This window comes from Mangrovicoccus sp. HB161399 (assembly GCF_013184745.1).
GTDB lineage: Bacteria > Pseudomonadota > Alphaproteobacteria > Rhodobacterales > Rhodobacteraceae > Mangrovicoccus.
In genome coordinates, this window is the sequence record NZ_JAATVU010000031.1 from 61,864 (window position 1) to 72,743 (window position 10,880).

Annotated in this window: 9 protein-coding genes and 1 pseudogene; 8 read left to right on the forward strand and 2 right to left on the reverse strand. The window is 68.6% G+C overall.

Annotated features, from left to right (window positions below; all coding sequences use genetic code 11):
- Window positions 1–22 precede the first annotated feature (22 nt).
- On the reverse strand, window positions 23–1,927 hold the full coding sequence (locus HCC78_RS17755) for a thiamine pyrophosphate-dependent enzyme (protein WP_172330132.1): 1,905 nt from the start codon (window positions 1,925–1,927) through the stop codon (window positions 23–25).
- The gene (locus HCC78_RS17760; RefSeq protein WP_172330133.1) at window positions 1,924–2,739 is read right to left on the reverse strand and encodes an IclR family transcriptional regulator; all 816 of its coding nucleotides are present in this window, start codon (window positions 2,737–2,739) and stop codon (window positions 1,924–1,926) included. The genes HCC78_RS17755 and HCC78_RS17760 overlap by 4 nt, the downstream gene beginning before the upstream one ends.
- Before the next feature lie 373 nt (window positions 2,740–3,112).
- Between HCC78_RS17760 and HCC78_RS17765 the strand changes: the two genes are divergently transcribed.
- The 8 genes and pseudogenes from HCC78_RS17765 to HCC78_RS33235 all read left to right on the forward strand — a co-directional run.
- A complete protein-coding gene (locus HCC78_RS17765; protein ID WP_172330134.1) occupies window positions 3,113–3,574 on the forward strand; it encodes a MarR family winged helix-turn-helix transcriptional regulator in 462 nt (153 codons plus the stop codon).
- 228 nt (window positions 3,575–3,802) lie between these two features.
- Window positions 3,803–4,873 carry an aromatic ring-hydroxylating dioxygenase subunit alpha gene (locus HCC78_RS17770; protein ID WP_172330135.1) on the forward strand — a complete coding sequence of 357 codons (1,071 nt, stop codon included), beginning with the start codon at window positions 3,803–3,805 and terminating at the stop codon, window positions 4,871–4,873.
- The gene (locus HCC78_RS17775) at window positions 4,866–5,984 is read left to right on the forward strand and encodes a xylose isomerase (protein ID WP_172330136.1); all 1,119 of its coding nucleotides are present in this window, start codon (window positions 4,866–4,868) and stop codon (window positions 5,982–5,984) included. Before HCC78_RS17770 ends, HCC78_RS17775 begins: the two co-directional genes overlap by 8 nt.
- On the forward strand, window positions 5,981–7,027 hold the full coding sequence (locus HCC78_RS17780) for a 2Fe-2S iron-sulfur cluster-binding protein (RefSeq protein ID WP_172330137.1): 1,047 nt from the start codon (window positions 5,981–5,983) through the stop codon (window positions 7,025–7,027). The genes HCC78_RS17775 and HCC78_RS17780 overlap by 4 nt, the downstream gene beginning before the upstream one ends.
- Window positions 7,028–7,344: 317 nt before the next feature.
- Window positions 7,345–8,331, forward strand: coding sequence for a tripartite tricarboxylate transporter substrate binding protein (locus HCC78_RS17785; protein WP_172330138.1), 987 nt, complete (start codon window positions 7,345–7,347; stop codon window positions 8,329–8,331).
- A gap of 78 nt (window positions 8,332–8,409) precedes the next feature.
- Window positions 8,410–8,919 (forward strand): tripartite tricarboxylate transporter TctB family protein, encoded by a 510-nt coding sequence (locus tag HCC78_RS17790; RefSeq protein ID WP_172330139.1) that lies wholly within the window; start codon window positions 8,410–8,412, stop codon window positions 8,917–8,919.
- 12 nt (window positions 8,920–8,931) lie between these two features.
- Window positions 8,932–10,458 carry a tripartite tricarboxylate transporter permease gene (locus HCC78_RS17795; protein ID WP_172330140.1) on the forward strand — a complete coding sequence of 509 codons (1,527 nt, stop codon included), beginning with the start codon at window positions 8,932–8,934 and terminating at the stop codon, window positions 10,456–10,458.
- Window positions 10,459–10,621: 163 nt separating this feature from the next.
- Window positions 10,622–10,880, forward strand: a pseudogene (locus tag HCC78_RS33235) (hypothetical protein); the annotation flags it as partial.

The window sequence follows — 10,880 nt, forward strand, 5'->3', positions numbered from 1 at the left end:
CTTTTTCCTGATGGGATGCGCGTCAGAGCGACTGGCGCATCCAGCGGCCCTGGACGTCTTCCACCCAGTTGCCGACATTCCACGATCCCCAGCTGCCCATGCCGCCGCGGGGGTCCTCGCCCGAATAGACCGGGACATGCAGGACCGAGAGCCCGTCATGGGCATGGCCTTCCTCCAGGGCGGCCTTCAGGTCCTCCGCCGTTCCCGCCACGCGGCGGGCGAAGACGCCGGCGACCGATCCGGCCATGGCGGCGTAATCCACCGGCACCCCGTCATTGGTGCGGAAATCGGTGCCGTACTGCGCCATCTGCAGGCTGCTGATCGCCGCCATCCGGCGGTTGTCGAAAATCACCACCATGCCCTTCAGCCGGTGCTCGACCGCATCGATCAGCACCTGCGGGTTCATCATGAAGGACCCGTCGCCGGTGAAGGCGATGACGTATTCGGGGCTGTCCGCCAGCGCCGAGGCGAGGATGCCCGAGGAGGCGAAGCCCATGTAGCTGGCCCCGGTCTCTGTATAGGTCTGGCCGGAGCGCTCGTCGGCGACGATCTGGAAGCCGTTGGCCTGCACGTCGCCGGCGTCGAAATATTTCACCGCGCCGCTTTCCCGGGCAAAGGCGTCGACGATGCCGATGGCTGCGGGCTGGGCCAGAACCTCGGTGCCCCAGACCGTGTCGCGGACCGGCGGCAGGGTCAGCCGCTCGGCACGGAAACCGGCCCAATCCCGCTTTTTCTCCGCACAGGCGGCCAGCCACGCGGCCTTGCCGGGCGCTGCCTCGCAGGCCCCGAGCGCCGCGGTCAGGCGCTTCGCCACCGCGCCGAGATCGCCCAGCAGCGACAGGGTGCGGTTGTAATGCAGCGCGTCGGCCCAGTCGGCATTGAGGTTCACGACGTTCTTCACGTTCGGATAGCCGGTGCCCGAGCAATCGGCCTGGCACACCGCGCGGGAGCCCGCGACGATCAGCAGATCCGCCTTTTCCATCGCGAAATTGCCGCTGAGCGATCCCTTGGAACCGCCGACATGCATGTTCTGCGGATCGGCATCGGCCATCACCCCCGTGGATCCCGGCGACAGCACCACCGCCGCGCCTGCCGCGCGGGCCAGCGCCCGGATCTCGGAGTCGAAGCCGCGCGTGCCGCCCCCGGCCTTCATCACCACGCGCTCCGCCCCTGCAATCAGCCTGGCGGCCGCCTCGATGCTGTCGTTGGTCTCGGGCGACAGCGGTTCGGCCGAGGGCCGTTCGGGCAGCGCGTCGAGATTGAACGCGGCACGGGCCGGCTGGGTGTTGATCGGCAGGTGCAGGTAGAAGGGACCCGCCTTGACCGGATCATGCACCCGGCGCGAGCCCCGGCGCATCGCCTCGCGCAGCGCCTCGGGCGTGTGCAGCATGTAGCTCTGCCCCATCAGCGCGCTCATCCTTGCATAGAGTTCCTGCTCGGGCTTCGGGATCTGCTGCATGTTGTAGCCTTCGCCGAAGGTCGTCTCGTCGCCGTAGATGTGCCAGACGCCCACCCCGTTCGACGCCGCCGCCAGAGAGCCCGCCATCGCCTGGAGCGCGCCCGGTCCGATCGAGGTGATCAGCGCGGGCGTCTCGCCGTACTGCCAGGCCAGCGCCGTGGCGGTGTGGGCCATCTCGACCTCGTTGCGGAAGTTGAAGGTGCGCGTCACCCCGGCCCCGTCGTAGATCCGCAGGATTTCGCCAAGATCGGTGGAGCCGTGGCCGAAGATCGCCAGGTATTTCCGCGTGCCCTGCTTCAGCAGCGCCAGCACCAGCGCCTCGGAGAGGGTCAGTTCCAGCATTTCCGGCAGCAGCCCGAGAGCGCGGGCCTCGGCCAGGCCGCCGGCCTCGGCAATTGCGCGGGCGCGGGCGGCAATGCCCCTGGTGCCCTGCTGGCGCACGGGCGCCGTGGTGTCTTGAACATTCATGAGCTGGATACCTCGGACATGTCGAGAGAGGTCAGGGAAAGCTTGCGCCCCGCCGCCATCACCTCGCGCCGGACAAGGCCGAGATGCGCGTCCGTCGCGCGGTTGATCGGGGTCGAGACGCTGAGCGAGGCAATGACCCGGCCGGCGGGATCGCGCACGGCCGCGCCGGTGCAGACGACGTAGAGCTGGAATTCCTCGCGGTCCTCGGAGAAGCCGCGGGCGCGGTCCTGCTCCAGCTCGGCCAGCAGCGCGTCCGGGTCGGTGCAGGTGTTGATGGTGAAGCGCGCCATGCCGTGCAGCGCGCAGAGGCGGCGGACCTCGTCCTCGGACATGCCCGAAAGCAGAACCTTGCCGGTGGCCGTGGCATGCATCGCCCGCGACTTGCCGATCGAGCCGCTGTCGACCTTCAGCGCGTGGCGCGCCTCGCGCTTGACCAGCGTGATCATCTCGTCGCGGTCGAAGACCGCCAGGTGCACCGCCTCCTCGGTGACGCGGTTCAGCTCGTCCATCACCGGCTTGGCACGGCCGGGCAGCTCGGCCTTGACGTTGACCGCCTCGGCCAGCATGACGATCTGCGATCCCAGCATGTAGCGGCCGCGGGCCGTGCCGGGCCGGACATAGTTCCGCACCATCAGCGTGCGCAGGATATGGTGGCAGGTCGAGGCGTTCAGCCCCAGCTCCTCGCAGATCTGCTGGAGCGTCACCTCGCCCCGCTGCCGGGCGATGGCCTCGAGAACGCTGAGCGCGCGGTCGACGGACTGGATCGTCCTGTCCGCCTGGGGCGGACTGGCGTCTGCTTCGATCTGGGTCATGGGCTCCTCCTGACCCGGACTGTGCCGCCGGAGGCCGGTCATGATCCATTAATTTTTCACATCGTCGTACCGATTTCATGATATGAAATCCACGCTGCGGCGCAGCAGGCTCTGCCGGGCAAGTTCCGGACGGAATTTCATTCCTTTTCCGTGACTTGCGCAGAAATTTCGGGAAATTCCGCATCCGGACTGTGCAGCCTCCCTCACGCCGAAATCGATTCGCGCCCCGGTAGAGCGGCGCGACGCCTGCCGGCCGGGGCGGCAACCGCAGGGGGTGCGCAGCGCTTGCGGCGCCGCAACCGGGCTGGATGGCCCGCGGCGCCGCTGCTATCGTCTGCCGGCCCGCAAGGGCGTGCGAGTGACGGAGGACGGCATGGCCGCGGATCAGGACGAGTTCGAGCAGCGGGTGGCGGAATACGACGTCCGCATGCATCCCGCGCAACTGGTCCGGCGGCTCCACCAGCGCGGCGCCCAGCTCTTCACCCAGAACGTGAAGGTGCCGAACCTCTCGGTCACCCAGTTCGTCGCCCTCGTCACGCTGCTGCGCGAAGGCCCGACGGCGCAGAGCCGCCTCGGCCGCATGACCAGCATGGATCCCTCCACCACGACGGTCGTCGTGCGCAAGCTGGAAAAGGAAGGGCTGATCGCAAAGAGCCGCGACCCCGGGGACCAGCGCACCACCGTGCTGTCGCTGACCGAGGCGGGACGGACCTGTGCCGCGGAGCATGTGCCGGTCAGCGTCCGGGCCGGGGACGAGCTGCTGGCGCCGCTGACCGGGATCGAGCGCGCGCTGTTCCTGGAGCTGCTGCGGAAGCTGCTTGAAGCCGAAGACTGAGCGCCCCAGGGCACTCCTCCGAGTCGGGCTTTCTATTAGTACGCAGCATATATCGATTGAAAATTGAGCATCATCGCTCTTTGATTGCGCTTTTCATGCGCGTACCAACAAATATTTTGCGGTTTTGACCTGGATCAAAGGTCGGCATTGACGGACGTAGTCGCACAATTCACTTTGAGTACGTAGCAATAACGCGAGATATGCCGCCCCGGCGGCCGGGAGATGACAATGACGACGCTGGTCCGCAACGCTTGGTACGTAGCCGCCTGGTCCTCGGAAGTGGACGGCACGCTGCGCCGCTTCACGATCCTCGGCGATCCGGTCCTTCTCTACCGCCGCAACGACGGCCATGTCGCCGCGCTGGAGGACCGCTGCCCGCACCGGCAGCTGCCGCTGTCGAAGGGCAAGCGGATCGGCGACGCGGTGCAGTGCGGCTATCACGGCCTCACCTTCGGGCCGGACGGGAAATGCACCCGCGTGCCCGGCCAGGACAAGATTCCGCCCTCCGCCTATGTCGACGCCTATCCGGTGGTCGAGAAGAACGACATCGTCTGGATCTGGATGGGCGAGCCGCACCGCGCCGATCCCGACGCGATCTTCGACCTGCCGCAATTCCGCGAGCCCGGCTGGCACGCGCATCAGGGCGACGCGCTGTTCCTGAAGTCGAACTACCTGAACGTGGCCGAGAACCTCGTCGATCCGGCGCATGTCAGCTTCGTCCACCCGACCACGCTGGGCAATTCGGCGTCGGAGAACGTGCCGGTCCATGTCTCCACCGACGGCCCGGCGATCACCGCCTGGCGCTGGATCCGCGACGCCGAGCCGATCGGCTTCTTCAAGGCCTTCGGCGGCTTCGAGGGCAATGTCGACCGCTGGCACTACTACCATCTCTACGCGCCCTCGATCGCAGTGATCGACTTCGGCTCTGCCGACGCGAAGGCCGAAATCGCCGAAGAGGACCGCGACCAGGGCAACCGCATCTTCGCGCTGCATTTCATGACCCCGGTGAGCGAGACCGAGACCATCGACCGCTGGATGCACCTGCGCAACACCGCCATCGAGACCGAGGAAGCCTCGCAGAAGATCGACGCGATGTTCCGCATCGCCTTCGGCGAGGACAAGGAGATCCTGGAGGCGGTCCATGCCGAGGAACAGCGCCCCGCGAAACGCCGCCCGATCCGGCTGGCGATCGACCGCGGCCCGATGGTCTACCGCAAGCGGATTTCCGACATGCTGGAACGCGAGCGGACGCTGGATGCCTCCGAGGAGCCGAACGGGGCCTTCGTCTACCATGACTGAGCTCGCCCCGATCCGCGGGGGGGCTGCGGCACGGCCCCTGCCCGCGGCCCTTCCCGTCGGCTGCAACGGCCGCGGCGCGCAGGCCTCGTCGCCCGCCCGCCCGGTCTCCTTCGCCGAACAGCCGCTGGCCGAGCAATTCGCCATGGTCGCGGAAGCCGGCGTCTTCGACTTCTTCGACAGGCTGCCGATGGAAGGCGAGGTGGACACCTTCCGCGCGCTGTCGGCCGCGAACGCCCTGCCCGCCTTCACCGCAAGCGGCGTCTATGCGCTGGGTCCGGGCTACCTGCCTGCCCTGCGCGCCAACATGGCCCGTGCCGCTGCGGCAGGGGCGAAGTTCCACAACATGATGGTCTTCGCCTGGCATACCGGAGGCCGCTGGGTCACGGATGACGAGGTGATCCGTGCCTGGGCCGAGGCCTGGGAGGCGGGCGAGGCGGCCGGGATCGAGCCCTGCTTCGAGCTGCATGTGAACATGTGGAGCGAGGATCCGCGCCGCGTCGCCGTGGCGGCACGCGCCGCGGACCGCATGGGCATCCCGTTCAACCTGACGCTCGACTATTCGCACATGCTGTTCAAGATGGGCGACGCGGAGGAGCTCGACATCTCGGGCATCCGCGACGATGTCGAGACGGGCCGGGTCGTGCTCGACCCCTACCTGCCGGGGAACCTGGTCGATGAATGGCTGGAGATGGGGATCGTCCGCTGGTTCCAGCTGCGCGCCGTGGCGCCCGCCGGTCCGCGGAACCTCTGGTCGACGCATGATAGCGGAAACGGCGCCGCGGGCGTGCCCGACGATCCGCACCAGCGCGCCCGCGAGGGCCGTCCGGGACGCGCGATCCTCTATCCCTTCGCGCAGCCGGCCCCCGGCGAATGGCATTCCCCGTGGGAGGCATGGCGGCTGGAACCGTGCAAGCATGTCGCCCGCAAGGTGCTGCGCCACCATGCCGAGACGCCGGGCAGCCGCCTTGCCGTCATCACCACCGAAATGATCAACCTGACCGATTACGGCGATGGCGCGAAATTTTCGCTTATCGGCCAGAATGCCGCCATCGCCGCCTTCCTGCGCGCGGAAATGCGCAGCCTCGGCATTCCGGAGGGCCTGCCGTCATGACCGCCGAACCGGCCCGCGCCGCCGCCCTGACTCTGGAAGTCGCCGAACGGGTCGCGGAGAGCGCGGCTGTCGTCTCGCTGCGCCTGCGCGCGGCCGCGGGCGAGCTTCCGCCCTTCCTGCCCGGGCAGCACCTGCCGCTGCGGCTGAACCTGCCGGAGCGCAGCCTGGCGACCTACACCATTTCGTCCGATCCGGGCGACCTGTCGGCCTACCGGCTGAGCGTGAAGCTGGAGCCCGGCGGCAAGGGCGGCTCGCGCCACCTGCACGGGCTGCAGCCGGGCGACCAGCTGCAGGCAGAGGTCCCGCGCGGCCGCTTCGTGTTGCAGGAGGACGACCGGCCGGTGCTCCTGCTGACGGGAGGGATCGGCATCACCCCGGCGCTGTCCATGCTGCACGCGCTGGCGCGGCAGCCGGACCGGCCGGTGGTCTTCCTTCATGCCTGCCGCTCGCGCGACGACCTGTGCTTCGCGGAGGAACTTGCCGGGCTCGAGGCGCGGATGCCGGGGCTGACCCGGATCACCGTCTTCGCCGAAGGCAGCGCGGCCGATCTGGAAACCGCGCGCTGCCAGCATCTGGGCCTGATCGACCGCGCGCTGCTGCGCCGGCTGCTGCCGCTGGATGCCTGGCAGGCCTATCTGTGCGGGCCGGACGGGTTCATGGCGGCGATGCGCGCGGCGCTGGCCAGCCTCGGCCTGCCCGACGGCGAGATCCGGCAGGAGAGCTTCGGCGGCGCCCCGGCACCCGTCCCGGCCGCACCCGCCGCCCGGGCAGCGGGCGCAACCGCGGACGCGCCGACGATCCGCTTCGCCCGGTCCGGAACGGAAGCCGTCTGGGACGGGTCGCAGCCGAGCCTGCTGGATTTCGCCGAGGCGCAGGGGCTGTCGCCCGATTTCAGCTGCCGCGCGGGAATCTGCGGCAGCTGCGCCTGCCGCAGGCTGGACGGCGAGACCGAGCATACCGAAGAGCTGATCGACTCTCCGCCGGAGGGCGAGATCCTGCTCTGCTGCTCGGTGCCGAAAGGGGACGTCGTCCTGGATCTCTGACTGCCGGGGAATGGGCAGCGGCACATGCTTTCGCCTAATTTCCGGGCAAACCGGAAGATCCGGCCGGGCTGCACGGCGCGAAACATGCAGGACAGAAATTTATTTCTGTACAAACAATATCGGGAGCGCTCTGGTGCTTCCAATCACCGGCAAGGATCCGATGCGCCGTCCCCTCCGCGGGGACGGACAGGAGAGTTCTGCCCTTGGAAACAACACAAGAACGATCCCGCGGCCAAGCGGGACAGCCCCGACACCAGGTCCCTGCCAGGACCGACGCCAAGAGTCCGGCCGCGGCCGGCACAGCTACAGGGAAACCCATGAAACGACGCCAGCTCCTCACCTCCGCCTTCGCTCTTTCCGCCGCCCTCGGCCTCGCCGGCCAGGCCGCGCTGGCCGAAGGGGCCTATCCCTCCGAGCCGGTCCACATCACCGTGGTCTGGCCCGCCGGCGGCGGCCATGACCTGGTCGGCCGCCTGCTGGGCAACGAGCTGTCGAAGGTGATGGGCACGCCTGTCGTGGTCGACAACGTCACCGGCGCCGGCGGCACGACCGGCATGCGCCACATCGCCGATGCCGATCCGGACGGCTACACGATCGGCGTGATGGGCCTGCATGCGATCTCGCAATCCTTCATGAACGCCAACGCGCCGACCATGGATGACATCGAGCCGCTGGCCTATATCTCCGACGAGCCGGGCGCGCTGGAAATCTCCGCCGATACCGGGATCGCATCGCTCGACGCCTATGTCGAGGCGATGAAGAAGGATCCGATGGCGCTGATGAACGGCAACGATCCGCAGGGCGGCAACTCCTTCGTCTTCGCCAACGTGATCCCGAAGGGCCTGGGCATCGAGATGATGAAGCTGCCCTATCCGGGCCATGCGCCGACCGTCACCGCGCTGCTGACCGGCGAGGTGCAGACCGCCACCCTGCCGATCCCGCCGATCCTGGAACATGCCAAGGCAGGCACCGTCACGGTGCTGGGCGTCGCCTCCGAGACGCGCCACCCGCAGCTGCCCGACGTGCCTACCTTCAAGGAACAGGGCTATGACATCGTCACCGGCGATTTCGTGATGATCGTCGGCCCCAAGGGCATGCCCGAGGACGTGAAGGCCAAGCTGGTCGACGGCATCCTCGCCGCGGTGGACAGCGAGGGCTTCACCTCCGCCGCCGCGCAGAACGGCATGGTGCTGCGCCCGGGCGACGACAAGATGGCCGCCGAAGAACTCGCGGCGCAGGTGGACACGGTCTATCCGCTGCTGCTTGACGCCGGCCTCGTCGCCGACGGGCTGAAGCGCGAGTGATCCGCCGCCCCGCCTGACACGGGGGAGGGGCCGCGGCCCCTCCCCGTTCCCCCTCCCCGCGACCCCGGAAGGAGCGCCATGCAGCCCCCCATCGACGGATCGACCCGCAAGACGCTTGCCGCCGCGGCCTTCTTCCTGGCGCTCTGCGCCGCGGGACTGGCGATGCTGCGCCACAGCCGCCTGGCCTGGCAGGGCATGTCGATGCCGGGCGATCCCGGCCCGTTCTTCCTGATCCGCCTCTGCCTCTGGGCCGTCGGGCTGGCGGGCGCCGCTCTCCTGGTCCTGGGCCTGCTCACCCGCAGGCCCGCCCCCCGGAAGCCGACGGGCGAGTTGCTGGCCGCCGGGCGGAGCTGGCTCCTCTCGGCGCTGCTGGCGGTCTCGCTCGTCGCGATGCCCGCGCTGATGGACATGCTGGGCACCGCCCCGGCCGTCGCGATCTTCGCCACTGCGTGGATCGCGCTGCTGATCGGGCTGCGCGACGGCTGGGGCCCGCGGCTGGCCCTGCCCGCGCTCGGCTTCGGGATCGGCGCCGCGGTCTTCGTCCATCTCGTCTTCATCCGCCTTCTGTCGCTTCCGCTTCCGACCTGAACGAGGCCCGCCATGCTGCTTTCGACCTTCCTCGGCACGCTTGCCGGCTTCGCCACGGACCCGGCCATGCTCGGACTGATCGCCATGGGGGCGGTGCTGGGACTGGTGCTCGGCGCCGTGCCGGGCATTTCCTCCACCATGGCGCTGGCCATCCTGATGCCGGTGACCTTCGGCATGGAGCCCGGTCCGGCCATCCTGTTCCTGATCTCGATCTTCATGGCCAGCGTCTATGGCGGTTCGGTCTCGGCGATCCTGATGAAGCTGCCGGGCACGCCGGCCTCGATCTTCACCCAGGTGGACGGCTATCCGATGACGCAGGCAGGCAAGGCCGGACAGGCGCTGACCTATGCCCTGGCCGCCTCCACCATCGGCGGCATGATCGGGCTGGCGATGCTGGTGCTCCTCGCGCCGATGCTGGCAGGCTTCGCCACCAATTTCCGCAGCCCGGAATTCGCCGCGGTTGCGCTGTTCGGTATCGTCATGCTGTCCTTCGCCTCGAACGGCTCCACCCTGGTCGCGACCGTCGTCGGGCTGATCGGGGTCATGCTGGGCATGGTCGGCTTCGACAGCCTCACGGACGCGCAGCGGCTGACGATGGACGTGCCCGCGCTGCAATCGGGCTTCAACCTGATCCCGGTGATCATCGGCCTGTTCGGCCTGGGCGAGATCCTGCAGAACCTCGCGGAGTTCCGCGGCGGGCCCAAGGCCACCCCGTCGATCGGCCGGATCTTCGTGCCGCTGGGCGATCTCGCCTCGCGCTGGAAGGTGATGCTGCGCGGCTCCTTCATCGGCACCTTCATCGGCGCGATCCCGGCAGCGGGCTCTGCCGTCGCGGTCTCCATCGCCTATGCGCAGGAACGCCGCCTGTCAAAGGAGCCGGAGAAGTTCGGCACCGGCCATCCCGACGGGCTTGTCGCGCCCGAAGCCGCGAACTCCGCCTCCGTCGGCGGGTCCCTCGTCCCGCTGATCGCCCTCGGCGTGCCGGGCGACACGATCACGGCGGTGCTGATGGGCGCGCTCATGGTGCACGGGCTGACCCCGGGTCCGCTGCTTTTCGCAAAGGACCCGACCTTCGTCAGCTGGATCTATGCCTCCGTGCTTCTGGCGCTGGTCGCGACGCTGGTCTTCGGCATCGGCATGATCCGCGTCTCGGTCCTGGTGACGAAGATCCCGCCGCAGCTGATGTATGTCTTCATCGCCGTCTTCTGCGTGATCGGCGCCTTCGCGATCCGCAACGACATGAACGATGTCTACGTGATGGTGGCCTTCGGCGTGGTCGGCTTCGCTTTTTCCCGGCTGGGCCTGCCTGTGACCCCCCTGGCCTTCGGCCTGATCCTCGGCCCGATCCTGGAAGAAAACCTCCGCCGCAGCCTGATGATCAGCCGCGGCTCCTGGTCGATATTCCTCGAACGCCCCATCTCGGCAGCGCTGATTGCCGTTTGCGTGCTCCTCGTATGCCTGCCGCTGCTCTCGGCACTGCGCGGGCGCCTGCTGCCCCCCGGGAAAAAGGCGACGCTGGCCCGGCACGCGGGCGATTGAACCGGTTGACCTTCCCCCCGGGTTCCGGGCCATTGCGGATTGCCACTCTCCGACTATCAATGGCCGAATGAGGAGTAGCGATGAAGCGCAAGCGGTTGACGGATTGACCTTTCCCCTGGCACCCGGACTGGCGTTTTCATGCTCCGAGAGATCGGGATCCCACTTGGGCGGACGGCCCCGCCGCCATTCCGCCGCCGCGTTCATGGAGCAGGCCGTCGTTCGCCTTTCCGGGCCGGGCGCCGCCTGGGCCGGCGTCGCGCGGGAGCTCGGCGTGACGCGGTCGCAGATCAAGGGCTGGCGGCTCGAGCGCGCCGCTGCGGGTTCGGCCGGGGCGATCCGCCGCCGGCGGGCCGGGGCAGCGCAACTCGGCGAGCTGCGCCGCGGGAACGCCGCCCAAAGGAAGAGATGGAGGTCATGCGGAA

Excerpts from the sequence above, each read along its gene's own strand:
- HCC78_RS17755 (WP_172330132.1), bottom strand. The coding sequence starts at position 1,927 with ATGAATGTTCAAGACACCACGGCGCCCGTGCGCCAGCAGGGCACCAGG.
- HCC78_RS17760 (WP_172330133.1), bottom strand. The coding sequence starts at position 2,739 with ATGACCCAGATCGAAGCAGACGCCAGTCCGCCCCAGGCGGACAGGACG.
- HCC78_RS17765 (WP_172330134.1), top strand. The coding sequence starts at position 3,113 with ATGGCCGCGGATCAGGACGAGTTCGAGCAGCGGGTGGCGGAATACGAC.
- HCC78_RS17770 (WP_172330135.1), top strand. The coding sequence starts at position 3,803 with ATGACGACGCTGGTCCGCAACGCTTGGTACGTAGCCGCCTGGTCCTCG.
- HCC78_RS17775 (WP_172330136.1), top strand. The coding sequence starts at position 4,866 with ATGACTGAGCTCGCCCCGATCCGCGGGGGGGCTGCGGCACGGCCCCTG.
- HCC78_RS17780 (WP_172330137.1), top strand. The coding sequence starts at position 5,981 with ATGACCGCCGAACCGGCCCGCGCCGCCGCCCTGACTCTGGAAGTCGCC.
- HCC78_RS17785 (WP_172330138.1), top strand. The coding sequence starts at position 7,345 with ATGAAACGACGCCAGCTCCTCACCTCCGCCTTCGCTCTTTCCGCCGCC.
- HCC78_RS17790 (WP_172330139.1), top strand. The coding sequence starts at position 8,410 with ATGCAGCCCCCCATCGACGGATCGACCCGCAAGACGCTTGCCGCCGCG.
- HCC78_RS17795 (WP_172330140.1), top strand. The coding sequence starts at position 8,932 with ATGCTGCTTTCGACCTTCCTCGGCACGCTTGCCGGCTTCGCCACGGAC.